Origin of the sequence: Blastococcus capsensis, assembly GCF_030165005.1 — a bacterium.
GTDB lineage: Bacteria > Actinomycetota > Actinomycetes > Mycobacteriales > Geodermatophilaceae > Blastococcus > Blastococcus capsensis.
Window position 1 is genome coordinate 83,840 of the sequence record NZ_JASNNW010000016.1, and the last position, 23,190, is coordinate 107,029.

At 72.6% G+C, this 23,190-nt stretch carries 26 protein-coding genes and 1 pseudogene; 26 read left to right on the forward strand and 1 reads right to left on the reverse strand.

The window, feature by feature from the left end:
• Nucleotides 1–15: 15 nt before the first annotated feature.
• The 20 genes from QOZ86_RS14715 (at nt 16) to QOZ86_RS14810 (ending at nt 16,478) form a co-directional block, all read left to right on the forward strand.
• Complete coding sequence (locus tag QOZ86_RS14715) at nt 16–462, forward strand: hypothetical protein (protein WP_284492727.1); 447 nt, start codon at nt 16–18, stop codon at nt 460–462.
• Nucleotides 463–560: 98 nt separating this feature from the next.
• Nucleotides 561–839, forward strand: coding sequence for a hypothetical protein (locus tag QOZ86_RS14720; protein ID WP_284492728.1), 279 nt, complete (start codon nt 561–563; stop codon nt 837–839).
• 167 nt (nt 840–1,006) lie between these two features.
• Nucleotides 1,007–1,546, forward strand: a complete 540-nt coding sequence (rpsP, locus tag QOZ86_RS14725; RefSeq protein ID WP_284492729.1) for a 30S ribosomal protein S16 — start codon at nt 1,007–1,009, stop codon at nt 1,544–1,546.
• A gap of 3 nt (nt 1,547–1,549) precedes the next feature.
• Nucleotides 1,550–1,786 (forward strand): RNA-binding protein, encoded by a 237-nt coding sequence (locus tag QOZ86_RS14730; protein ID WP_113799223.1) that lies wholly within the window; start codon nt 1,550–1,552, stop codon nt 1,784–1,786.
• A gap of 11 nt (nt 1,787–1,797) precedes the next feature.
• Nucleotides 1,798–2,343 carry a ribosome maturation factor RimM gene (gene rimM / locus QOZ86_RS14735; RefSeq protein WP_284492730.1) on the forward strand — a complete coding sequence of 182 codons (546 nt, stop codon included), beginning with the start codon at nt 1,798–1,800 and terminating at the stop codon, nt 2,341–2,343.
• A 55-nt stretch (nt 2,344–2,398) separates the two neighbouring features.
• Nucleotides 2,399–3,136 carry a tRNA (guanosine(37)-N1)-methyltransferase TrmD gene (gene trmD, locus QOZ86_RS14740; RefSeq protein WP_284492731.1) on the forward strand — a complete coding sequence of 246 codons (738 nt, stop codon included), beginning with the start codon at nt 2,399–2,401 and terminating at the stop codon, nt 3,134–3,136.
• Complete coding sequence (locus QOZ86_RS14745; RefSeq protein ID WP_284492732.1) at nt 3,129–3,629, forward strand: NUDIX hydrolase; 501 nt, start codon at nt 3,129–3,131, stop codon at nt 3,627–3,629. The genes trmD and QOZ86_RS14745 overlap by 8 nt, the downstream gene beginning before the upstream one ends.
• Nucleotides 3,630–3,791: 162 nt before the next feature.
• Nucleotides 3,792–4,163 carry a 50S ribosomal protein L19 gene (gene rplS / locus QOZ86_RS14750; RefSeq protein ID WP_431521225.1) on the forward strand — a complete coding sequence of 124 codons (372 nt, stop codon included), beginning with the start codon at nt 3,792–3,794 and terminating at the stop codon, nt 4,161–4,163.
• Between the two features lie 78 nt (nt 4,164–4,241).
• A complete protein-coding gene (gene lepB / locus QOZ86_RS14755; protein ID WP_284492733.1) occupies nt 4,242–5,255 on the forward strand; it encodes a signal peptidase I in 1,014 nt (337 codons plus the stop codon).
• 89 nt (nt 5,256–5,344) lie between these two features.
• Nucleotides 5,345–6,067 (forward strand): LuxR C-terminal-related transcriptional regulator, encoded by a 723-nt coding sequence (locus QOZ86_RS14760; protein ID WP_284492734.1) that lies wholly within the window; start codon nt 5,345–5,347, stop codon nt 6,065–6,067.
• Between the two features lie 123 nt (nt 6,068–6,190).
• Complete coding sequence (locus QOZ86_RS14765) at nt 6,191–7,063, forward strand: ribonuclease HII (RefSeq protein WP_284492735.1); 873 nt, start codon at nt 6,191–6,193, stop codon at nt 7,061–7,063.
• Entirely contained in the window at nt 7,060–7,380 is a 321-nt protein-coding gene (locus QOZ86_RS14770) for a DUF2469 domain-containing protein (protein ID WP_029432918.1), read from the forward strand. Before QOZ86_RS14765 ends, QOZ86_RS14770 begins: the two co-directional genes overlap by 4 nt.
• An 87-nt stretch (nt 7,381–7,467) precedes the next feature.
• Entirely contained in the window at nt 7,468–7,827 is a 360-nt protein-coding gene (locus QOZ86_RS14775) for a YraN family protein (RefSeq protein WP_284492736.1), read from the forward strand.
• A complete protein-coding gene (locus QOZ86_RS14780) occupies nt 7,824–9,344 on the forward strand; it encodes a YifB family Mg chelatase-like AAA ATPase (protein WP_284492737.1) in 1,521 nt (506 codons plus the stop codon). Before QOZ86_RS14775 ends, QOZ86_RS14780 begins: the two co-directional genes overlap by 4 nt.
• On the forward strand, nt 9,341–10,588 hold the full coding sequence (gene dprA, locus QOZ86_RS14785) for a DNA-processing protein DprA (RefSeq protein ID WP_284492738.1): 1,248 nt from the start codon (nt 9,341–9,343) through the stop codon (nt 10,586–10,588). Before QOZ86_RS14780 ends, dprA begins: the two co-directional genes overlap by 4 nt.
• Nucleotides 10,589–10,619: 31 nt before the next feature.
• Nucleotides 10,620–11,558: a tyrosine recombinase XerC gene (locus QOZ86_RS14790; RefSeq protein WP_284492739.1), complete on the forward strand. Its 939-nt coding sequence runs from the start codon at nt 10,620–10,622 to the stop codon at nt 11,556–11,558.
• Nucleotides 11,559–11,648: 90 nt separating this feature from the next.
• Complete coding sequence (gene whiG / locus QOZ86_RS14795; protein WP_284492740.1) at nt 11,649–12,449, forward strand: RNA polymerase sigma factor WhiG; 801 nt, start codon at nt 11,649–11,651, stop codon at nt 12,447–12,449.
• Nucleotides 12,450–12,898: 449 nt separating this feature from the next.
• A complete protein-coding gene (locus QOZ86_RS14800) occupies nt 12,899–14,041 on the forward strand; it encodes a thiolase family protein (RefSeq protein WP_284492741.1) in 1,143 nt (380 codons plus the stop codon).
• Entirely contained in the window at nt 14,038–14,400 is a 363-nt protein-coding gene (locus QOZ86_RS14805) for a Zn-ribbon domain-containing OB-fold protein (protein ID WP_284492742.1), read from the forward strand. The genes QOZ86_RS14800 and QOZ86_RS14805 overlap by 4 nt, the downstream gene beginning before the upstream one ends.
• Nucleotides 14,397–16,478, forward strand: coding sequence for an acetate--CoA ligase family protein (locus QOZ86_RS14810; protein WP_284492743.1), 2,082 nt, complete (start codon nt 14,397–14,399; stop codon nt 16,476–16,478). The genes QOZ86_RS14805 and QOZ86_RS14810 overlap by 4 nt, the downstream gene beginning before the upstream one ends.
• 73 nt (nt 16,479–16,551) lie before the next feature.
• Here the strand turns inward: QOZ86_RS14810 and QOZ86_RS14815 are convergent, their stop codons facing one another.
• Nucleotides 16,552–17,517, reverse strand: coding sequence for a LysR family transcriptional regulator (locus QOZ86_RS14815; RefSeq protein WP_284492744.1), 966 nt, complete (start codon nt 17,515–17,517; stop codon nt 16,552–16,554).
• A gap of 394 nt (nt 17,518–17,911) precedes the next feature.
• Here QOZ86_RS14815 and QOZ86_RS14820 point away from each other — a divergent pair, with 394 nt between their 5' ends.
• The 6 genes and pseudogenes from QOZ86_RS14820 to QOZ86_RS14840 all read left to right on the forward strand — a co-directional run bounded on the left by QOZ86_RS14820 (nt 17,912) and on the right by QOZ86_RS14840 (nt 23,076).
• Nucleotides 17,912–18,913: a tripartite tricarboxylate transporter substrate binding protein gene (locus tag QOZ86_RS14820; protein WP_284492745.1), complete on the forward strand. Its 1,002-nt coding sequence runs from the start codon at nt 17,912–17,914 to the stop codon at nt 18,911–18,913.
• Between the two features lie 35 nt (nt 18,914–18,948).
• A complete protein-coding gene (locus QOZ86_RS14825) occupies nt 18,949–20,307 on the forward strand; it encodes a CaiB/BaiF CoA transferase family protein (RefSeq protein WP_284492746.1) in 1,359 nt (452 codons plus the stop codon).
• On the forward strand, nt 20,304–21,518 hold the full coding sequence (locus QOZ86_RS14830; RefSeq protein ID WP_284492747.1) for a CaiB/BaiF CoA transferase family protein: 1,215 nt from the start codon (nt 20,304–20,306) through the stop codon (nt 21,516–21,518). The genes QOZ86_RS14825 and QOZ86_RS14830 overlap by 4 nt, the downstream gene beginning before the upstream one ends.
• Nucleotides 21,518–21,634: pseudogene (locus tag QOZ86_RS21245) on the forward strand (zinc ribbon domain-containing protein); the annotation flags it as partial. The gene QOZ86_RS14830 and the pseudogene QOZ86_RS21245, both read left to right, overlap by 1 nt.
• 24 nt (nt 21,635–21,658) lie before the next feature.
• Nucleotides 21,659–21,925: a Zn-ribbon domain-containing OB-fold protein gene (locus QOZ86_RS14835; RefSeq protein ID WP_284492748.1), complete on the forward strand. Its 267-nt coding sequence runs from the start codon at nt 21,659–21,661 to the stop codon at nt 21,923–21,925.
• Nucleotides 21,922–23,076: a thiolase C-terminal domain-containing protein gene (locus QOZ86_RS14840; RefSeq protein WP_284492749.1), complete on the forward strand. Its 1,155-nt coding sequence runs from the start codon at nt 21,922–21,924 to the stop codon at nt 23,074–23,076. The genes QOZ86_RS14835 and QOZ86_RS14840 overlap by 4 nt, the downstream gene beginning before the upstream one ends.
• The last annotated feature ends 114 nt before the right edge of the window (nt 23,077–23,190 follow it).

The window sequence follows — 23,190 nt, forward strand, 5'->3', positions numbered from 1 at the left end:
CTCCCCGGAGCTCCGATGACAGCCCCGACGCCGCTGCGCGCCGACGCCGCACGACCGGCCATCCCGCGCCGGATGCTCGTACTGCCCTTCGTCATGCTCGCCGTCGTGGGCTGCAGTGGCGGCCGTGACCTGCCCGACGCGGACGAGTTCGCCGCCGGCCCGTGCCGGGACGCCGCGCCCGCCGTCCTCGCGCTCGACGAACAGGTGCGGCTGGCGCTGGAGGAGGACGCCGACCTCGCCGCCGTCCGTGAGTCCCTCCGCGACGAGCAGGCCACCCTGCAGGAGGTACTCGGTGGGGCAGACGGTAGGGCCGATGTGGCCCCCGAACTTGAGGAGGTCGTCACGCGCGTCGGCTTCGCCCGGGTCGCTCTCGACACCGGCACCCTCGACGGGGCGGTTGCCAGCGACGTGACCTCGGCCGTCGACCGCCTCGTCGCGGTCTGCGTCGCCGAGGACACGTAGCACGGGCGCCCGCCACCCATTGAGCCCTTGCCAGCAACTCTCCGGCATTCACGGTGATCATGGCGACACAACCTCGATTCCTCAGGACGCGATGGCCTTTGCGCTGCTCAGCGCCGGCCGGGACGCAGAGGCGCTGCCGCACGCCCAGCAAGCTGCCCAGTCCCTCGGCGCTGATCGTTCTGCTCGCCTCGGTCAGCCTCGGCCGGACGGTCTTCGGCGTCGTCCTGGTACTTGCCTACGGGCTTGGCATGGCAGTCACGCTCACCGCCGTGGGACTGCTGATGGTCTGGCTGCGGGGACGCCTGGAGCGGCGCCTGGCCGGCCCGCGTCCCTCGCGGTGGCTCAACGCCCGGGGCGTGGTGCTCGGCGCCAGCTGAGACGGCGGCCGGTCGACTCCCGGCGCCATCTGGCACAATGAACGGTCGAACACGGCGGCGGCGGCCCTCTCACCGTTGACGCCCGTGTCCCTGGCTCCGCCCCGGCGTACCCCCACACGCCGCTCCGGCGAGCAACCGAAACGCGTTCGAGGAGAACACCACCCACCGTGGCAACCAAGATCAAGCTCATGCGCCTCGGCAAGATGCGCGCGCCGTACTACCGCATCGTCGTCGCGGACGCCCGCACCAAGCGGGACGGCCGCTCCATCGAGACGATCGGCAAGTACCACCCGAAGGAGGACCCCTCCTTCATCGAGGTGAACAGCGAGCGCGCCCAGTACTGGCTGGGTGTCGGCGCGCAGCCGACCGAGGCCGTCGCCGCCATCTTCCGGGTGACCGGCGACTGGCAGCAGTTCAAGGGTGAGCCGGCTCCGGCTCCCATGAAGGTCGCCGAGCCCAAGCCGGACAAGAAGGCCATCTACGAGGCCGCCGTCCGCGCGGGCATGGACGAGCCGGCTGCCGGCGCGACCACCCCGAAGAAGAAGGCCGCCCCCAAGGCCGACGCCGCCGAGGCCCCCGCCGCCAAGGCCGACGCAGCCGAAGCGCCCGCAGCCGAGGCGCCCGCCGCCGAGGCGCCCGCCGCCGAGGCGCCCGCCGCCGAGGCCCCTGTGGCCGAGGCTGCTCCGGCCGAGACGCCGGCCGAGTAAGACGTGCTCGAAGAAGCGCTCGAGCACCTGGTCAAGGGCATCGTCGACAACCCCGACGACGTCACCGTCGACCTGCTCACCAATCGCCGTGGCAAGACCCTCGAGATCCGGGTGCACCCCGACGACCTCGGCAAGGTCATCGGCCGCGGCGGGCGCACCGCCAAGGCGCTGCGCCAGGTCATGACCGGGGTCGGCGGGCGGGGCCTGCGGGTCGACGTCGTCGACACCGACGGGCGCTGAGCACGAGCTCTTTGAGCACCCCGGACGAACTCACCGACACCGTGGTGGTCGGCCGCATCGGCCGGCCCCACGGTGTCCGTGGTCTGGCCACCGTCGAGGTCCGCACCGACGACCCCGACCTCCGCTTCGCCCCGGGCACGGTGCTGCTCACCGACCCGCCCGAGCGCGGTCCGCTGACCGTCGTCGACCAGCGGTGGCACAGCGGCACGCTGCTGCTGCAGCTCGCCGGGCCGACCGGCGAGGTCTACGACGTCCGCGAGGCCGTGGACGAGCTGCGCAACACCCTCCTGGTGGTCCCGATCGCCGACCTGCCGGAGATCGAGGAGCCCGATTCCTACTACGACCACCAGCTGGTCGGCCTGACCGCCCGGCTGGCCGACGACTCGGTGCTCGGCCAGGTCACCGCCGTCCGGCACGAGGCCCAGGACCTGCTGGTGGTGCGCCGCAGCGAGGGCGGTGAGGTGCTGATCCCGTTCGTCTCGGCGATCGTGCCCACCGTCGCCGTCGCCGGCGGCTTCCTGGTGGTGGACCCGCCCGAGGGGCTGCTCGACCTGTGAGCGGCTCTGTGATCGGCCGGCTCCGCCGGGCGGGAGCGAACCGGCGGGTCGAGAAGTGACCTTCCGGATCGACGTCGTCACGATCTTCCCGGAGTACCTCGCGCCGCTGCGCCAGTCGCTGATCGGCAAGGCCATCGAGCGCGGCCTGGTGAGCGTCGGCGTCCACGACCTGCGGGAGTGGACCGACGACGTGCACCGCACCGTTGACGACGCCCCCTACGGCGGCGGTCCCGGCATGGTGATGAAGCCCGAGCCGTGGGGGAGGGCGCTGGACGCCGTCCGCCCGCCGGGCACCCGGCTCGTCGTCCCGACCCCCGCCGGCCGGCCGTTCACCCAGCGGATGGCCGCGGAGTGGGCGACCGAGCCGGGGCTGGTCTTCGCCTGCGGCCGGTACGAGGGCATCGACCAGCGGGTCGCCGACGGGGCCGCCGACTCCGGGCCGGTCTCGGAGGTCTCCATCGGCGACTACGTGCTCGCCGGCGGGGAGTCCGCCGTCCTGGTCATGACCGAGGCCGTCACCCGGCTGATCCCCGGCGTGGTGGGTAACCGGGAGTCCGTCGAGTTCGACTCGCACGCCGACGGCCTGCTCGAAGGTCCCTCCTACACCCGCCCGGCCGGCTGGCGCGGCCACGAGGTGCCCGGCGTCCTGCTCTCCGGCGATCACGCGGCGATCTCCCGCTGGCGGCGCGCGGAGTCGCTGCGGCGCACCGCGGCCCGCCGTCCCGACCTGCTCGCGGCGCTCCCGGAGGACGCGCTCACCGACGCCGAGCGGGCGGCGCTGGCCGGTGACTGACCGGCCGGTCCTGCGCACGACGGCGCGGGTCGTCGTCCTCGACCCGGCCGGCCGGGTGCTGCTGCTCGGCGCCCGCCTCCCGGACCCGTCGCTGCCGCCCGGCGAGGTGCTGTTCTGGTACACCCCCGGCGGGGGAGTGGAGGACGGCGAGACGCTGCACGCCGCCGCCGTGCGGGAGCTCGCCGAGGAGACCGGGCTGGACGCCGACCCGTCCGCGCTCGAGGGGCCGGTCTGGCTGCGCCGGCACGTCGGCCCGTTCGGCGACCAGTGCTACGACACCCGCGAGACCTACTTCGTGCTGCGCGACGTCGTCCACGAGGTGGTGCCCGGTGCGCTCACCGAGCTGGAGCTGCTCGCCGACGAGCCGCACCGCTGGTGGACGACCGAGGAGCTGGCCGCCGGTACCGTCGGGTTCGTGCCGCAGGAGCTGCCGGCGCTGCTGGGGCAGCTGGCCACCGGCCCGTGGACGGGGCCGCCGCGCGTCGTCGGCTGAAGGTGTGGCACAGTAGAGAGCTGCTGCTGACCGACGGCCCCGCCGCCGGGAGCTCCTGACCGGAGCCGCAGCTCCCCGGAACGGACGGCCGGGGCGTTCCGCTGTCCGGACCGAGATCGACCCCGCTGCTGAGTACCCGGCTGATCAGTACACAGCCAGAACATGAGGACTGCCGAGATGAACACGCTGGACGCACTCGACGCCGACTCGCTGCGCGACGACATCCCCTCGTTCCGCCCGGGTGACACCGTCAAGGTGCACGTCCGCGTCATCGAGGGCAACCGCTCGCGCATCCAGGTCTTCCAGGGCGTGGTCATCCGCCGTCAGGGCGGTGGCATCCGCGAGACCTTCACCGTGCGCAAGGTCAGCTTCGGCGTCGGCGTCGAGCGCACCTTCCCGGTGCACACCCCGGTCGTCGAGAAGATCGAGGTGCTGACCCGCGGTGACGTGCGTCGCGCCAAGCTGTACTACCTCCGCGAGCTGCGCGGCAAGGCCGCCAAGATCAAGGAGAAGCGCGAGCCCGTCGCGCGCTGACCTCCCGCGAGGACACGCCTGACAGCCGGTCCGACCGGTTGGATCTCGGCGGGTCCCCCGCGCCGTACGCTGATACCGATGAGCAGCGACCGGCCCGGGGGGCCCGCCGACGTCGTTCCGGGTGAATCCGGCGAACCCGACGAGACCTCCACGGCCGGCGCGGCGTCCGGGAGGGCGGGTAGACGGCGCCGGAATGACGACGACGCCAAGAAGGGCTCGCTGCTACGCGAGCTGCCCGTCCTGCTGCTGATCGCCTTCGTCCTGGCCCTGGTGGTCAAGACGTTCTTCGTGCAGGCCTTCTTCATCCCGTCGGGCTCCATGGAGCAGACGCTGCACGGCTGCGCCGGCTGCACCGGCGACCGGGTGCTGGTCAACAAGGTGCCGTACTGGTTCGGGGAGCCCGAGGCCGGCGACATCGTCGTCTTCCGGGGACCGGAGACCTGGACGCCGGAGATCTCGATCGACGAGCCGGACAACTGGTTCACCGGGGGGCTGCTGTGGCTGGGCCGGGCGATCGGCGTCGCCCCGCCGCGAGAGGACGACTTCGTCAAGCGGGTGATCGCCACCGAGGGGCAGACGGTGCAGTGCTGCGACGCCGAGGGCCGGGTCACCGTGGACGGCGAACCGCTCGAGGAGCCCTACGTCTTCGAGAACGACCCGATCGAGCGGCGGGCGTTCGGGCCGGTGACCGTGCCCGAGGGGCGGCTGTGGGTCATGGGTGACCACCGTTCCGCGTCGGCGGACTCCCGCTCGCACGTAGGGGACCAGTATGCGGGGACGATCGGGGTGGACGACGTCATCGGCAAGGCCGCGCTCGTCGTCTGGCCGCTCGACCGGTTCGGCCTGCTCGACTCGCCCGACATCCAGGGCACCGAGGCGGCCGCGGCGGTCCCCGTGGGGCCGACCGGGGGCGGAGCATCGCAGGTCGGCGCCGTCGCCGTCCTGCCGTATGCGGCGGGCCTGGCGGTGCCGTGCCGGTCACCGCCTGGCACCGACGGCGGCGTGCACGGAGGGTCGATCTCGACCGGTAATGGTCACGCCGTTACTGGCGTGACTTTCCGTGCGCCGAATGGCGGTGCGCTCTACCAGTAGAAAAAAAGTGCTGGGAAAACATTCAAGTAACCGTTTCACCCTTCCGTTGGAGACATTGCACCTTCCCGGAAGTCGAAACGGAGTCTGTTGTGTCTGCACCTGTGGCGAGCACCGCCCGCGGGGTCACCCGCGTGCTCCTCCTCGCCGACGCGCCCGTCCTGCGCCGGGGGCTGGTCAGCATGATCAACGAGACCGCCGGCATGCAGTCGGTGGGCACCCCCGGCGAGATCCGGCGAGCACTCACGCTGGTCGAGACCGCCCGCCCCGACGCGGTGGTGGTCGAGCTGGGCGCCGGCCGGGCAGCGACCCTGGGCGCCTGCCGTGATCTGCGCCGCCGATTCCCCCGGGTCACGATCATCGCCCTGGCCACGACCGAGGACCCGGCCGTGGTCAACGAGGCCCTCGCTGCCGGCATCCGCGGCTACCTGATGATGAACACCTCGCCGACCCTGCTCGGCTGGGCCATCCTGGCCGCCCGCGCCGGCCGCACCGTCGTCGATCCGCAGATCCGCCGGGTCGAGCCGTCGGCAGTGCCCGCCGCCAAGCCGTTCGCCCCCGAGGTGCCGCTGACCCGCCGCGAGCAGGACGTGCTCGACGAGCTGCTGCAGGGCCAGTCCAACCGCCAGATCGGCCGCAACCTGTTCATCAGCGAGGACACCGTGAAGTCCCACGTCAAGGCCATCCTGCGCAAGCTGGGTGCCCGGGACCGTGCGCACGCGGTGTCGCTGGTGCTCTCCAACCGGACGCCGGGCTGCACCTGCGGCGCCCACGCCCTCCGGGCCGTCGCCCCCGAGGCGACGGTCGACATCTGACCGGTCCTCCACCGGACGCGGGGGGGGGGGGGGCGCCCCCCCCCCCCCCCGGGGGGCCCCCCCCCCCCCGGGGGGGGGGGGGGGGGCGGGGGGGTTCCCGGGTCGTCGTACTGTCGTGCCGCGATGGCTGTCCGTCCCACCCACACCCGATCCGCCCCGGTGGTCCGTGCCCGCCGCACGCTGGCCGACGACCGGCCCGAGGCGCTCTGGGACATGGAGCGCACGCTGCGCCGCCGCGGCTTCCAGACGATCGCCGGGGCCGACGAGGCGGGCCGCGGCGCCTGCGCCGGCCCGCTGGTCGCCGCGGCCTGCATCCTGCCCGCCGGCCAGCGCGGGCGCGTGCCGGGGCTCGCGGATTCCAAGCTGCTCACCGCCGCCGCCCGGGAACGGGTGTACGCCGAGATCGTCGAGCGGGCGCTCTCGTGGTCGGTCGTCGTCCTTCCGGTCGCCGATCTCGACGCCCGCGGCATGCACGTCACCAACATCGAGGCGCTGCGTCGCGCCGTCAGCATGCTCGACCCCGGACCGGACTACGTGCTCACCGACGGCTTCCCCGTGCCCGGGCTCGCCCGGCCGGGTCTGGCCGTGTGGAAGGGCGACCGGGTCGCGGCCTGCGTGGCCGCCGCCTCCGTGCTGGCCAAGGTGACCCGCGACCGCATCATGGTCGACCTGCACGAGCGCTGGCCCGAGTACGACTTCGCCGGCCACAAGGGCTACATCACCGACGTCCACACCGCCGCGCTGGAGCGTCACGGTCCGTGTCCGGAGCACCGGATGCGCTACGTCAACGTGGTCCGGGCCCGCGACGTGCACGCCGCCCGGACGGCCCGACTGACCGGTTCGGGCGCGATGGTCGATGATGTGTCCATGCGCCCTTCGCCGAACGCCGCCCCCGAAGAGCTTCGAGGGTCGCCGCAGGCGTCCGGTTCCCCTGTCGGGGTGGGCCGCAGGCCTCCGGTTCCCCTGCGGAGCAGCGATGCGGAGCAGTGTCGATGAGCACCGAAGATCTCGAGAAGTACGAGACCGAGATGGAGCTGCAGCTCTATCGCGAGTACCGGGACATCGTCCGGCAGTTCACCTACGTGGTGGAGACCGAGCGGCGGTTCTACCTGGCCAACTCCGTCGACCTGCAGGTGCGGGAGGCCGGGGGAGAGGTCTTCTTCGAGCTGAAGCTCTCCGACGCCTGGGTGTGGGACATGTACCGCCCCGCCCGCTTCGTGCGGAACGTGCGGGTGCTGACGTTCAAGGACGTCAACGTCGAGGAGCTCGACAAGCCCGACCTCGAGCTGCCCGACGGCCCCCGCCTGCCGTAGCCGGCGCGGTCGTCCACAGGCATCGCTCGCGTCCACAGACCGGGCCGGGGCCTTGGGTGCGGAGCGCTTGCCCGGCACGGTCGGGGAGTGCCTCCCACCTCCGAACTCGGCGCCCACGGTGAACGCATCGCCGTCGCCTACCTGACCGACAACGGACTCCGCGTCCTCGACCGCAACTGGCGATGCCGCGAGGGGGAGCTCGACGTCGTCGCTCGCGACGGCGACGCCCTCGTCTTCTGCGAGGTGAAGACCCGCCGCGGAACCGGCTACGGCCGGCCCGTGGAGGCGGTCACGCCCGCCAAGTGCAGGCGGATCCGGGTGCTCGCGCAGCGCTGGCTCGCGGCGCACGAGGAGCACGCACCGGAAGTGCGCTTCGACGTCGTCGGCGTGCTGGTCCGTCCCGGGCGCCCGGCCGTGGTCACCCACCTCCGGGCGGCGTTCTCGTGACGCTCGCCCGTACCTGGTCGGTCGGGCTCGCCGGGGTCCAGGGCGCGATGGTGGAGGTGGAGGTCGACATCGCGGCCGGCCTGCCCGGGGTCGTGCTCGTCGGCCTCCCGGACGCGGTGGTGCGGCAGTCGGTGGACCGGGTGCGGGCGGCCGTCGTGAACGCCGGTGGGGAGTTCCCCGCCCGGCGGATCACCATCGGGCTCTCGCCCGCGTCCATGCCCAAGCAGGGCAGCGGATTCGACCTCGCGCTGGCCGCCGCGGTCCTCGCCGCGGCGGGCACGGTGCGCCGCCGTGCGGTCGACCGGCTCGTGCTGCTCGGCGAGCTGGGCCTCGACGGGTCGGTGCGGGCCATCCGCGGCGTCCTCCCGGCGGTCCTCGCCGCTGCCCGGGCCGGCCACCGCCAGGTCGTCGTCCCGCTGGCCAATGCGGCCGAGGCCGCGCTGGTCGAGCGGGTGGAGGTGCTCGCCGTGGAAAGCCTGGCGCAGCTGGTCGAGCACCTGCGCGGGGCCACGGTCCTGCAGCCGTACGAGCGCGGGCCGCTGCCCGAGCCTCCTCCGGTGCCCGACCTCGCCGACGTCGTCGGTCAGGTCGCCGGGCGGCGGGCGGTCGAGGTCGCCGCCGCCGGTGGGCATCACCTCTTCCTCACCGGCCCGCCCGGTGCCGGGAAGACGATGCTGGCCGAGCGGCTGCCGGGCCTGCTGCCGCCGCTGGACGAGCAGGCGGCGCTGGAGGTCACCGCCATCCACTCGATCGCCGGCACGCTGCCGCCCGACGCGCCCCTGGTCACCCGGCCGACGTTCGAGGCCCCGCACCACTCGGCGACCATGGCGGCGCTGATCGGCGGTGGCTCCGGCCAGATCCGGCCGGGTGCGCTGTGCCGGGCGCACCGTGGCGTCCTGTTCATCGACGAGGCGCCGGAGTTCCCCCGCGCCGTCCTGGACACCCTCCGGCAGCCGCTGGAACGCGGCCAGGTGACCATCCAGCGGGCCGCGGGGTCGGCGACCTTCCCCTGCAGGGCGCAGCTGGTGCTGGCGGCCAACCCGTGCCCGTGCGCCAGTGCTGCCGGCGACACCGCCTGCACGTGCAGCCCGCTGGAACGCCGGCGCTACCAGTCGCGGCTGTCCGGGCCGCTGCTCGATCGCGTCGACCTGCGGGTGGACCTGCCGCCGGTCACCCGCGCAGCCTGGCTCGACGGGGTGGACACGCCGGAGCCCACCGCGGTCGTCGCCGAACGGGTGGCCCGGGCGCGGGCGGTGGCGGGGCAGCGGCTGGTCGGGACCGGACTGGCGCTCAACAGCCAGGTGCCCGGACGCATGCTGCGCGAGCGCTTCGCCGTCCCGCGCTCCTCGCTGCGGCTGGCCGAGCGAGCCCTGGAGCGCGGCGCGCTCTCGGTGCGCGGGTTCGACCGGGTGGTGCGGGTCGCCTGGACACTGGCCGACCTCGCCGGCCGCACGGTGCCGGGTACGAACGAGATCGCCGAAGCGCTGGGCATGCGGCTCCGGCGGAGCGTGGCATGAGCCTCGACGAGGACCTCGAGGAGGCGCGCGGGGCCGCTCCCGCCCCCGGCGGGGTGCACCCCGGGGTCCGCCGGGCGCGGGCGTGGCTCAGCCGCGCGGTGGAGCCGGGCACCATCGACCTCTTCCGGTACGTCGACGACGTCGGGCCGGTCGAGGCGGTGCGCCGGCTGCGGGCCGGGACGGCGCCGGACCGGATCCGCTCCCTCGTGGGCGCCCGGGCGCAGCAGGACGCCAGCCTGGCCGACCTGCACCGCGCCGAACGGTGCGGGGCCCGGTTCGTCGTGCCGGAGGACGACGAGTGGCCGGCGTACCCGTTGCACGCGTTGACCGTGGCCCTCGCCGGAGAGCCGGTGGAGCCGCGACACCAAGCCGATCGCACCCGCGCTCCCGTGCCGCCGCTGGGGCTGTGGCTGCGCGGTCCGGGACGCCTGGACGTGCTGGCCGACCGGTCGGTCGCCGTGGTGGGTTCCCGGGCGTCGACCGCCTACGGCGAGCACGTCGCCGCAGAGCTGGGCCACCAGCTGGGGGAGCGCGGCTGGACCGTGGTGTCGGGAGGGGCCTTCGGCATCGACGGCGCCGCCCATCGTGGCGCGCTCGCCGCCGAGGCACCGACGATCGCTGTTCTGGCCTGCGGGGTGGACCGGGTCTACCCGGCGGCGCACGGCGCACTGTTCGCCCGGATCGCGGAGACGGGGCTGCTCGTGAGCGAGTGGCCGCCGGGCTGCGCGCCGCTGCGGCACCGGTTCCTCGTCCGCAACCGGTTGATCGCCGCCCTCACCCGCGGCACGGTGGTCGTGGAGGCCGCAGCCCGCTCGGGCGCCCAGGCGACCGCCAACCGCGCCCGGGACCTCGGCCGGGCGCTGATGGTGGTCCCCGGGCCGATCACCAGCGCCCTGTCGGTCGGCTGCCACGAGCTGCTCAGGGACGAAGCGGCCGGTGCCGTGCTGGTCACCTCCGCCGCGCACGTCATCGAGGCCGTCGGCGGCATCGGCACGGATCTCGCGCCGCCCGTCGAGCGGCCGACCTCGCCGCGCGACGAGCTCTCCGACGTCGCGGCGCGGGTGCTGGACGCCTGCCCGGTCCGCATCGGGGCCAGCCCGGAACGGCTCGCGAACATCGCCGGCTGCACGGTCCTCGACGTCCTCCGGGTGCTGCCGTCGCTGGAGCTCGCCGACCTCGTGCAGTGGACCGGCACCGGCTGGCGGCTGGCGCCACCGCCGAAGACTCCCGGCGCGGCGGCTTGACCGGCGGCTGGCGCCGACGGACGGTGCCCCCGTGGCCACTCCCCGCACCGCAGAGGTCCGCGCCGGGTTGCCCCCGGCGCTGGCCGAGGCGCTGGCCGGCTACGAGGAGCACCTGAGCGCGCAGCGCGATCTCTCCGCGAACACGCTCCGGGGCTATGTCGGCGACGTCGCCCGGCTGCTGGACCACCTGGCCCGGCGCAGCGGCACCCAGCCGCACGACCTCGACCTGGCCGCGCTGCGGAGCTGGCTCGCTTCGGGCCGCACCCGCGGGCACAGCCGGTCCACCACCGCCCGGCACGCCTCGGCCGCCCGGTCGTTCACCGCCTGGCTGCGCCGTGCCGGCCTCACTCCCGAGGACGTCGGGCAGCGACTGGTCAGCCCCAGGGCCCACCGCACGCTGCCCGACGTGCTGGCCCCCGACCAGGCTCGTGCACTGGTCGAGACGGCCGCCGGGTCGGAGGAGCCGGTGCAGCTGCGCGACGCCGTCGTCCTGGAGCTGCTGTACGCCAGCGGCATCCGGGTCAGCGAGCTCGTCGGTCTCGACGTCGACGACGTCGACCGGGGACGCCGGCTGCTGCGGGTCCTGGGCAAGGGCCGCAAGGAGCGCAGCGTGCCCTACGGGTTGCCGGCCGAACGGGCGGTGGACGCCTGGCTGACCCGGGGCCGGCCGGCTCTCGCGACGCCGGACTCCGGCCCGGCGCTCCTCCTGGGCCTGCGGGGACGCCGGCTCGACGCCCGGGAGGCCCGCCGCACGGTGCACGCCGCCACCGCCGGCGTCCCGGGGGCTCCGGACATCGGCCCGCACGGACTCCGGCACTCCGCGGCCACGCACGTGCTGGAGGGCGGCGCGGACCTGCGGTCCGTCCAGGAGTTGCTCGGCCACGCTAGCCTCGCGACGACGCAGATCTACACGCACGTGACGGTCGAACGGCTCCGTGCGGTCCATGCCCAGGCGCATCCTCGTGCCTGAGGCCGGGGCCGGCCCGCGGAGCGGGCGGCGGCACTCATGACCACGCGGGACCACGGACCGGACCCCGCAGCACGACCGAGGAGCGCGACCGTGTCTGAGGCAACCATCCGCCGGATCGGCGAACCCGGTGAGGACGCCGAGGCCCTGCTGTACGAGCTGTGGGCCCGGTACGTCGAAGGCCGGGACGCGGCCCTCCGGGACCGGCTGATCCTGCACTACGCGCCGCTGGTGAAGTACGTCGCCGGCCGGGTCGGCAGCGGTCTGCCCGCACACGTGGAGCAGTCCGACCTCATCTCGTACGGGACCTTCGGGCTCATCGACGCGATCACCCGGTACGAGCCCACCCGCGAGGTGAAGTTCGAGAGCTACGCGATGGCCCGCATCCGCGGCGCGATCATCGACGAGCTGCGCAACACCGACTGGATCCCGCGGTCGGTGCGGGTCAAGGCCCGCGCGTTCGAGCGCACGGTCGCCGAGCTGGAGAGCAAGCTGCACCGGACGCCGACCGATGAAGAGGTCGCCGACGCCATGGACATGGACGTCGAGGACATCCGGAAGTTCCTCGGGCAGCTGTCCCTGGTGAACGTCGTGGCGCTGGACGAGCTGCTCACCGACGACGACGGCGGTTCCCCGCGCCTCGGCGACACCCTCCGGGATCCCACCGCACTCGACCCGCAGGCGATGGCCGAGCACGGTGAGGCCCGCCAGCTGCTGGCCCGCGCCGTCGAGCAGCTGCCCGAACGGGAGAAGGTCGTCGTCTCCCTGTACTACTTCGAGGGCCTCACGCTGGCCGACATCGGCCGGGTGCTCGGAGTGACCGAGAGCCGGATCTGCCAGCTGCACACCAAGGCGGTGCTGCACCTGCGCACCAAGCTGGCCGACATCGCCTGAGCCGGGTGCTCGTTCGACCGCGGGGGAGGGGTGGGGGCTGCTGCACGGCCGTCCCTCCGCTGCGTCCGGGGGTCCGGGGACGGCCGCCGGCAGTCGCCGTGACGTGCAATGCCTGGCCCAGCGGGACCGCGCACACGCCGCGCCGGTGGTCACCACGGCCATGACTGCCTCGGTCGCAGGAGGCCTGTTCCGAGCGGGGACGGCCGGCAGAGCCTGCGACGGGTCGATCGGGAGCCTGGTCGCTGTTACGGTCCGAGCAAGAGGGTGCCGGGCACCGCGCAGGGGTGGATCCGTGGTGGTCGCCCGCGGCCGACGAAGCGTGGGGGAGGTGCGGGTGGCCTTCCCTTTCGTCCGCCGCTCGACGACCGGCGTCATGGACTGCCGATGAGCTCGGCCGGTAGGGGCCGGACGGCCTGGCCGTCCGGCGCCCCGAGTGGGGCGCAGTGGCCGTGAGCGCATTCCTCACCGGGGTGGGGCTCACCCCGTTCGGTCGGCTGCCGGGAAGGGACTCGCAGGACTGGCAGTGCGCTGCCGCGCAGATCGCGCTGGACGATGCCGGTCTCGATCCGCTCCGAATCGGCGCGGTGATCGCCGGCTATTCGACCGTGTCCGGCCACCTCATGCCTGCGAACGTGGTCGCCGAGCGGTTGGGAGTGCGACCGGAGGTCGCCTTCGGCATGAGCGTCGGTGGCGCGACCGGGTTGGCGATGGTGGCGCAAGCCGCCTCGTTGGTGGCGTCCGCGACGGCCGAGCACGTGCTGGTGGTCGCGGGGGAGAACCGGGCCAGCGGACAGTCGAGCACGACGTCGACCAAGATCCTCGCCCAGGTCGGGCACGCCCACTACGAGGTGCCGCTCGGTGGGACGGTGCCGGCGTACTACGCACTCCTGGCCTCGCGATATCTCTGGAGCCACGGTCTGGACGACGCTGCGCTCGCACCGTTGCCGGTGCAGATGCGCGAGCACGCCGTGGCAACCGTCGGCGCACACTTCCGCCAGCCGATCACGGTCGCCGACGTCCTCTCCTCGCGACCGGTGGCCGAGCCGCTGCGGCTGCTGGACTGCTGCCCGGTCTCCGACGGGGGCGCGGCCTTCGTGGTCTCGCGCGCGCCCACGTCGGAACGGTCGCTGTCGATCGTGGGCGTCGGTCAGGGGCACCGGCACCAGCACCTGAGCGCGCTGGATCCGGAGGACACGGGCGCCGCACGGGCAGCCGGCGCGGCGCTGCGCCAGGCCGGCCTGGATCTCGCCGAGGTGGACGTCTTCGGCATCTACGACAGCTTCTCGATCACCGTGGCGATGATCATGGAGGAGCTGGGGCTCGCGCCGCCCGGCCGCGCCGGGGCCTACGCGCGGGCGGGTGCCTTCCAGGCCGACGGGCGTCACCCCCTGAACACCCACGGTGGCCTGCTCTCGTACGGGCACTCGGGGGTAGCCGGAGGGATGGCCCACCTCGCCGAGGTGGCCGGACAGTTGCGCGGCGAGCGTGGTGCTGCGCAGGTGTCCGACTGCGAGGTCGGGTACGTGCATGCCGACGGCGGGGTGCTCTCCGCCCACGTCGGCGTCGTCCTCCGGAAGGGAAGCCAGCCGTGAGCCGGCACCACGACGACTGGACGCACGGAGAGCCGCGGCTGGTGCTCGGGGTCTGCGACGACTGCGAGAACCGCTGGTACCTGCCGCGTGACCACTGCCCGCGGTGCGGATCGGGACGGAGCTCCTCGCGGCAGTCGTCCGGCGACGGACTGTGCGTGGCGGTGACCCGCTCGCACGTGACCGGCGAGGTGGGCGGCGCACCGCTGTCGCTGGCCCTCGTCCAGCTCGACGAGGGCCCGGTGGTGATGGGCCGGGTGCGCGACGAACTGGTACCCGGGGACCGCGCCCGCGTGGAATTCGTGCCGGACGGCACGGGGACGGCCCTGGTCCCGAGTTTCTCGAGAAGGGCGCTGACATGACAGCTGTGCTGGACTTCTTCCAACATCCCGCATCGGTCGCCGTCGTCGGGGCCTCCGACGACCCGGAGAAGATCGGCGGGCGCCCGCTCCGCTACATGCGGGAGTTCGGATACCGGGGCCGGGTGATGCCGGTCAACCCCCGCCGTCGCGAGGTGCAGGGCATGGCGACGGTGCCGTCTCTGGCCGACCTGCCGCAGGCGCCCGACGTCGTCCTGGTGGCGGTACCCGGCACCGCCGCCGTGGGGGCCGTCGCAACGGCGGCCGACCTCGGGACGAAGGGTTGCGTGGTGATGTCCTCCGGGTTCGGTGAGACCGGGACAGCTGAAGGCATCGCCATGCAGGCGGAGATGCTGGCAGCCGCCCGGCGGACCGGCATGCGCCTCATCGGCCCCAACTCCCAGGGGCTGGCGACCTTCTCCTCCGGCGCCGTCCTCGGGTTCTCCACGCTGTTCACCGAGGATCCGCCGGCTGACGGGCCGGTGGGCATCGTCAGCCAGAGCGGAGCGATGGCCTCGGTCCCCTACGGGATCCTGCGGCGCCGCGGCATCGGGGTCCGGTACGCCCACGGGACCGGCAACGACGCCGACGTGAGTGCGTCCGAGCTCGCCGCTTCGGTGGTCGAGGACCCCGAGCTGAAGCTGCTGCTGCTCTACCTCGAGAAGATCGAGAACCCGGAGTGGTTGGTCGAGCTGGGGGAGCGGTCCCGGCGCAACGGCGTTCCCGTCGTGGCCTTGGTGGGTGGTCGCAGCCAGCACGGTAGCCGGGCCGCGGCGTCGCACACCGGGGCGCTGGCCAGCGAGCGACGGGTCCTGGATGCGCTCCTGGAGCGGGCCGGCATCTGGTCGGTGCGGACGGTCCACGAGCTGGTCGCCTCCACCGAGCTCTACCTCCAGGACTGGCAGCCGCGCGGAAGCGGCCTCGCGGTGGTCAGCAACTCCGGTGCGATGTGCGTCCTCGCGGCCGACGCCGCAGAGGACGCCGGCGTGCCGTTGGCCGAGCTGGCGCCTGCCACCCGCACCCGGCTGGCCGAGGAGCTGCCGGCCTTCGCCGCCACCGCCAACCCGATCGACGTCACCGCGGCGCTGCTCACCGACAGCAGCATCTTCGGCCGGGTCCTGCCCCTCCTCGGGGCCGACCCCGCCGTCGATGCATGCCTGCTCGCGATCCCGGTGGCAGGCCGTGGCTATGACGTGGAGCAGTTCGCCCGGGACGCCGCCGACTTCGTCGCCTCCGGGACGCCCTTGGTGCTGGCCATCCCGCAGCCCTCGGTGGCCGCTCCGTTCGTCCGGGCGGGACTGGTCGTCTTCGAGGAGGAGTCGATGGCGGTCGGCGCGCTGGCGCAGTACCTGGCGCACCGGCGGCGGATACAGCGCGCCGAGACGCTCCGCCGCCCGGCCCTCGCCGGTCGGAGCGGTCCCGGCGGAGGGCAGCTCAACGAGTCGGAGAGCCTGGCTGCTCTCGCAGCGGTGGGGGTCCCCGTGGTCCCGCACGAGTTCGTGCCGGAGGCGGAGCAGGTGGCGGAGGCGTTCGGTCGCGTGGCCGCCGGGCGGGCCGTGGTCAAGGGCTGCAGCCGGGACGTCAGTCACAAGGCGGAGCTCGGACTGGTGCGGCTGGGATGCACCTCTCCGGAGGAGGCCGAGGAGTCAGCCCGAGCGATCGCTGATGCGGCGGCACGCCATGGTGTGTCACTGGACGGCTTCGTCGTGGCGCCGATGGTCGACGGGGTGCACGAGGTCTTGATCGGCGCGCACGTCGATCCGGTCTTCGGGCCGGTCATGGTGATCGGGGCGGGGGGCGTGCACGTGGAGGCCGTGCCCGACACCCGGGTTCTGCTGGCGCCGTGCACGGCCGAAGAGGTACGGGAGGCCATCGGTGAGCTACGGATGGCGCCGCTCTTGGCCGGGGTGCGTGGCGCACCGGCGGCCGACGTCGACGCCTGGGTCACGGCGGTGGTCGCGGCCTCCGAGACGATGGCCGACGCAGACCGGCGGATTCGCGGCTTCGACGCCAACCCGGTGATGCTGCTGCCGGCCGGACGAGGCGCCCGTGCGGTGGACGCGGTGGTGTTGTTGCGCTGATGTCGTGACCGGCACGTCGTCCACGCGGTCAGCCGGGACGTCTCCGGCGGGTCGACGCGATCGCCTTCCACGGTCAGACGTTTTCGAGGCCGCCGTACGTGGGGGGCGTGACGTGCCACGAGGCCCCGGCAGGTAGTGGCCCCTCACTCGTGGCGGCCGTCCGGACGGTGTCGAGGAAACCCTGGACCGTCGGGCTGAGCGGACGTCTGCGGTGTCGCACGATGCAGATGGAGCGCTGCACCTCGGGTTCGAGCAGGATGTGTCGCAGCCCCGCGAACTCGATCATCGGCAGCACGAAACCGGGGACCACCGTCACGCCGAGTCCCGCAGCGGTCAGACCGGCCACCGCACCCACCGTGCGGGCCTCCAGCACAGGTCCGAGGCCGATCCCGGCTTCGAGGATCGCGCGGTCGACGACCAGTCGCACACTGGTGGTGGCCGGGTCGAACGCGATGAACGCTTCGCCGGCCAGGTCCGACCACGTCACCCGCTCCGAGCGCGCGAAGCGATGATCGACGGGCGCGGCGCAGAAGAAGCTGTCGGTCGCCACCGGCTGGACGACGAGATCGGGGTGCGGCGAGGGAGAACCGGTGACGGCGATGTCGACCGAGCCTGCGAGGACGTGGTGCAGGATCTCCGTGCTGAGCATGTCGAGGACCCGTACGGTCACGTCGGGGCGTGTGCTGCGGTAGGACGAGAGCAGGCCGGGCAGCAGCGTCGCAGCCAGTGCCGGCAGGGCGGCGATGGTGAGCGTGCCGCGACTGCCGTCGAGGTACCCCGTGACGTGGCGCAGCCCGGAGTCGAACTCCTCCAGCATGTGCCGGGCGACCTCGACGACCTCGCGCCCCTCCACCGTCAGCTCGACACTGCGCGTGGTGCGCACGAACAGCCGGATCTGGAGCCGGCGTTCGGCGTCGGCGACGGTGCGGCTCAACGACGACTGGACCACGTGCAGGTGCGCAGCAGCCGCGGTGAAGCTTCCTGCGTCGGCCACCCCGACGACGGCCCGTAGGTGGCTCAAGCCCAGATTGATGCTCACACCGCATCAAGGTATGCGATACGTATGTTGGACAGGTCACGTTCTTCCGGCCAGTGTGATGTCGCACACGGAAGGAGGTGTTCCATGCCTCTGTCGGGCCCACACCGCGTGTCCGAGGTCGCCGGGTCTCGGGCGCACAAGAGCCACCGGCTCGCGTCGTCGGCCGGTGGTGGAGCAGTCAAGTCGTCGCACCAGGCGCGGTGTCGGCCCACTCGCGCCGAGGCCGGTCCAGAACTCACGACAGTTCGAGGTGAGCGCCGGTGCCGGCCGGTGATGGCCGCGAACCGGGTCGGTTCGTGGCCCGACGACCCCGGTGTGTCCGGTGGCCCGGTGATCCAGGACCGCCCCGAGTTCTCGACCGACCCGATCCTCAGATTCTCGTCAGGAGATGTGCATGAAGAACCGACGCCTGCTCCCAGTGGTTGCCGTGCTGTCGATGCTCCTACCGTTGAGTGCGTGCGGTGGTGAAGCCGAGACCGGTGGCGGTGGTGGTGGCGATGCCGCCGCGTACCCGTCCGAGCCGATCACCCTGGTGATCCCCTATGCCGCCGGGGGCCCGACCGACCAGGTGGCGCGCTCCCTCGCGCCCTTCTTCGAGGAGGAACTCGGGCAGTCGGTCGTGCCCGAGAACCGGCCGGGCGGCAGCGGCGCCCTCGGCATGGCCCGCATGATCCAGGCCGGGCCGGACGGGCACACGCTCCAGATCCTGGCCTCCAGCGCAGCTGCGGTGACACCGCTCGTGGAGGACGTCGACTACGACGAGTCCGACTACGTGACGATCGGGGCGATCTCCCAGTACCCCTACGTGCTGGCGGTGCGGGCGGACTCCGAGTACGCCTCCGCAGAGGATTTCTTCGAGGCGGCAGAAGCCGATCCGGGCAGTCTCTCCGTGGCGGTTCCCGGGGCGTCGTCGCAAGGTGCTGTCGAGCTGCAACGCCTGGCGGAGGAGTACGACGTGGTCACCACGCCGGTCCCCTTCGACGGGAACGCGGGGAGCATCGCCGCATTGCTCGGCGGCAACGTCGACGCCACTTTCGTGGTGGCATCCGACGACATCCTGACCCAGATGGAGGCGGGCGAGTTCCGTCCCATCGCCGTCGGGTCGGCAGAACGTGCCAGCTACCTGCCGGATACGCCCACGTTGCAGGAGCTCGGGTACGAGGACCTGACCATGGGCACGTCGTACTACGGCCTGGCCGCCCCTGCGGGCACGCCGGATGAGGTGGTGGCTCGACTGGAGGACACGCTCGAGGCGGCACTGGAGGACCCGGAGGTCGTCGAGCGGATCGGTGAGAAGTACGTGCCGGAGGAGTTCATCTCCGGCGAGGAGCTGGGCGAGCTGTTCGCGGAGCAGCGGGCGGCGTACGAGCCCGTTCTCTCCGGGACGTCGGATTGAGCACGGTGGACAGCGGCCGGGAGCGGGATGAGCCGGTGCGTGACCCCTCCGGAGTCGGGCAGTCGGCTGGTGGAACGGCCGGTGCGCTCGCCGGTGTCCGGGTCCTGGACTTCACGTGGAGCGTGCTCGGGCCCACCGTCACCCGCACGCTGACCTCCTTCGGTGCCGAGGTCATCAAGGTGGAGTGGCCCAAGCGGGCTGATCCGATGCGGACCACGATGTACAGCGCCGGAGAGGAGAGGAAGGGCCTGGACAACGGCCCGTTCTTCCACAACCTCAATACCGGGAAGCGGAGTCTGACTCTCGACGTCCGGTCGCCATGCGGCATGGAGATCATCCGGCGGCTCGTCGGGGTGTCGGACGTCGTCATCGAGTCGTTCTCGTCGCAGGTCTTCCGTCGCTGGGGCCTGGACTATCCCCAGCTGCGGGAGATCAATCCGCGGATCGTGTACGTCAGTGCCTCTGGATTCGGCCACTCGGGGCCCTACGAGGGTTACGACACGTGGGGCCCGACGGCGCAGGCCTTCAACGGTCTGACCTCGATCTCGGGCCTACCGGGCCACGCGCCCGCAGGCTGGGGATGGTCCTACATGGACGTGGCCGGCGGAGCGATGGCCACGGTCGCGACGCTGGCAGCGATCCACCACCAGGTGGCAACGGGGGAGGGTCAGTACGTCGACGTGTCCCAGGTCGAGTCCGGTCTCTCCCTGACCGGCCCCAGCGTGCTCGACCAGAACGCCACGAGGGAGCGCCGTGGGGGGGACACCTCTCCACCCGGGAACCGCGCGGCTACTGGTGGAGCCAGTCCTGCGTACGGATACCGGGGTGAGTGGGGCGCCCCGTACGGCGCCTATCCCACTCGTGGAGGGGGCCACAACGACTACTGCGTGATCTCGGTCCTCGCAGACGAGGAGTGGGTGGCGCTGCGCGAGCAGATGGGCCGGCCGACCTGGGCTCTGGATCCGTCGCTGGACACCGCGGACGGGCGGGTCGCACAGCAGGACGGCATGGACGGCCGGATCGCCGCATGGACCGAGACGTACGACAAGCAGGAGCTGATGAGGAAGCTGCAGGCAGCCGGAGTCCGCTGCGGTGCCGTGCAGTCGGCGCAGGACCGCACCGAGAACGATGCCCAACTGGTCCACCGGGGCATGTTCCCGACTCTCGAGCACCCGGTACTGGGCGAGCACAGGTTCGAGGCCACGCCGATCCGCATGTCCGAGACCGACCGGGTGACCCCTCCCTCGTGGCCGCTGCTCGGGCAGGACAACCAGTACGTGCTGGGCGATCTGCTCGGGATGAGCGAGGAGGAGATCCGGCAGCTCGACCGCGACGGTCTCACGTGGCCCGCGGACCTGCCCCGCGACGTCACGGTCTCGAGGTCCCTGTGGTGACCGCTTCGGCACCCCTGGCGGGCGTAAGAGTGGTGGAACTCGGCGACGACGGCGGCCTGGTCGAGTTCGGGGGCAAGCTCCTGGCCGATCTGGGCGCAGATGTCGTCAAGGTGGAGCCCCCGGGTGGGGTGGCGTCGCGTCGGATCCCGCCGTTCCACGGAGGCGTGGCAGACCCCGATCGTTCCCTGCAGTTCTGGTTCTACAACGGGTCCAAGCGCTCCGTCGTGCTCGATCCTGCCGACGCCTCGGCCCCCGGGGACCTGCGCCGGCTCCTGCACGATGCCGGCGTGGTCCTGGACGGCTCCAGCACACCGGTGCTCGACCGGCTCGGTATCACTGCATCGAGCCTCGAGCGCGACTTCCCCGGACTCGTCTACTGCCGGGTGTCGCCGTTCGGGGACACGGGCCCATTGGCCGGACACCAGTCCAGCGACCTCGTGCAACTGGCTCTCGGAGGCGTCATGGCGGCCTGCGGGTACGACGACGTCCCGGGTGCCCCGCCGATCGCCCCGTCGGGCGGGCAGAGTGCACATCTGACCGGCATGGCCATCGCCACGGGCGTCATCGCCGCCCTCGTGCACCGGCAGCGGACCGGTCGGGGCCAGATGGTGGACATCGCCGCGCACGACGTGGTGTCGGTGTCGACCGAGATGTCCTTCGCCTACTGGGAGTACCAGCAGGTCAACCCGAGGCGGCAGACCGGTCGGCATGCCCGGCCCTATGACTCGCCGCCCTGGAACCATCGCTGTCTCGACGGGAAGTACTTCTGCACCCTGCCGCTCTACCTGACGAACGAGCGGTACGCGGCGATGGTGAAGTGGTTCGAGGACGAGGGAATGGCGGAAGATCTCGCCGACCCGGTCTACGCCTCCGACGAGGGGCGGGCATCCCGGATGAGCCACGTCGTAGCGGTGATCTCCCGGTTCTGCGCCGCCCGCGACTCCTCCTATCTCTTCACGGAGGCCCAGAAGCGCCGACTCCCGTGGGCGCCGGTCAACTCCCCGCACGATCTGCTCGACGATCCCCATCTCCGGGACAGGGGTGCCTACTGCGTCGTCGAGCACGAGGATGTGGGCGCTTCCCTCACCTATCCCGGCGCTCCGTACAAGCTGAGCGCCACTCCGTGGCGACCCCCGACCGCAGCGCCGCGCCTGGGCGAGCACACTGCGCAGCTCCTGCCCGCACCGCAGAGCCAGGGGGAGCGGAAGTGATGGACGCCGCTGCCGCTCACTGGTGGCAGGCCATCAGCGAACGGCGGTTCCTCGTCCAGCGCTGCGCAGGCTGCACCGCCGTCCAGCACCCACCTGGACCGTGGTGCCGCCACTGCGGTGGCACGGCGACGATGGAATGGGTGTCGCACCCGGGGACCGGCCGCATCGTCTCCTTCACAGAAGTCTTCCGCACGACGTACGCGGCGTTCGAGTCCGAGCTCCCGTACTGGATCGTGATGGTCGAGCTCGCGCCGGGGGCCGTCCTGGTGTCGAACCTCGTCCGGGCGGACGGTTCCGTCGGTGACCGCGAACCGCGCATAGGCGATGCCGTGCAGCTGACCTATCGGGAGCGGGGCGGGGCGACTGTGCCGGTCTTCGAGTGGGCCGAACAGGCGGTTGTCCGATGAGCACGCGGGACGCGGCGATCATCGGCATCGCGGACAGCGAGGTCGGTCGGCTCCCGGGTGTGACGACGCTCGACCTGACGGCTCGAGTGGCATCCGCGGCGGTCGCGGATGCCGGGCTCGATCTCGGTGACGTCGACGGCCTCATCACGACGGTTCCGCTCGTGGGTGCCTTCCCCCGGCATGCGGTCGCCGTCGCCGAGTACCTGGGCATCCCGGAGCAGTTGCGCCACTGCGCGAGCGTGTCCCTGGGAGGCGCGTCGGCGCTCGCCGGTCTGCTGGACGCGGTACGGCTGGTCCGTACAGGAACGTGTCGTTCGGTCATGGTCCTGGCCGCGGACACGCCGCGTTCCGGCCAGGACCGGTCCGCCTCCGTCTCCGCCTTCTCCGGCATGAGACATCCGGCATGGGAGCAGCCCTTCGGCATGCTGAACGTGTCGGCGTACGCATTGCTCGCGCAGGCGTACCTGCACCGCTTCGGCCTGGAGGTGGAAGCGCTCGCCAGCATGCCCGTCGCGATGCGGGAGCACGCTGCCGGCAATCCCCGGGCTTCCTACCGGGAACCGTTGTCCACGTCGGACGTCGCCGCCTCCCGGTTGGTCTCCAGTCCGCTGCACCTCCTCGAGTGCAGCCCGATCTCCGACGGCGCCGGAGCGGTGATCGTCGGACAGCCAGGTTCCGGGTCCTCCACGGGAAAGCACATCGGATTGCTCGGAGGCTCCCAGGGCTACGTCTACGACCACGTGGCCTACGCGGGGGATCTCTCGAGAACTGGCTGCAGCCTGTCGTCCAGGCGCGCCCTCGACGCGGCAGCCGTCGGCGTCGACGACGTCGACGTCGCACTCCTCTACGACAGCTACTCCATAACCCTGGCCCTCGAACTGGAGGAGATCGGGATCTGTCCGCCGGGAGGGGCCCCCGAATTCGTCGCCTCGGGGGGCATCTCGCTGGGCGGGCGCATGCCGACGAACACGCACGGTGGACTGCTCTCCCACGCTCACTGCGGCGGTGCCGCGGGGATCCACCACATCACGGAGTCCGTCCGGCAGTTGTCGGGGCAGGCAGCCAATCAGGTGACCGGCGCCACGGTCGCGCTGCTGCACGCGGAGGGGGGAATCCTCTCCGCGAACTGCACCGCAGTGCTGGCCAGGTAGCAGCACGGCAGGCGGGATGCGACGGCTGCCGGGGGGGGGGGGGGGGGGGGGCGCCCCCCCCCCCCCCCCCCCGGCCGCCCCCCCCCCCCCCCCCCCCCCCCCCCCCCCCCCGGG

Excerpts from the sequence above, each read along its gene's own strand:
- QOZ86_RS14715 (WP_284492727.1), top strand. The coding sequence starts at position 16 with ATGACAGCCCCGACGCCGCTGCGCGCCGACGCCGCACGACCGGCCATC.
- rplS (WP_431521225.1), top strand. The coding sequence starts at position 3,792 with ATGAGGACTGCCGAGATGAACACGCTGGACGCACTCGACGCCGACTCG.
- lepB (WP_284492733.1), top strand. The coding sequence starts at position 4,242 with ATGAGCAGCGACCGGCCCGGGGGGCCCGCCGACGTCGTTCCGGGTGAA.
- QOZ86_RS14765 (WP_284492735.1), top strand. The coding sequence starts at position 6,191 with ATGGCTGTCCGTCCCACCCACACCCGATCCGCCCCGGTGGTCCGTGCC.
- QOZ86_RS14770 (WP_029432918.1), top strand. The coding sequence starts at position 7,060 with ATGAGCACCGAAGATCTCGAGAAGTACGAGACCGAGATGGAGCTGCAG.
- dprA (WP_284492738.1), top strand. The coding sequence starts at position 9,341 with ATGAGCCTCGACGAGGACCTCGAGGAGGCGCGCGGGGCCGCTCCCGCC.
- QOZ86_RS14810 (WP_284492743.1), top strand. The coding sequence starts at position 14,397 with ATGACAGCTGTGCTGGACTTCTTCCAACATCCCGCATCGGTCGCCGTC.
- QOZ86_RS14820 (WP_284492745.1), top strand. The coding sequence starts at position 17,912 with ATGAAGAACCGACGCCTGCTCCCAGTGGTTGCCGTGCTGTCGATGCTC.
- QOZ86_RS14840 (WP_284492749.1), top strand. The coding sequence starts at position 21,922 with ATGAGCACGCGGGACGCGGCGATCATCGGCATCGCGGACAGCGAGGTC.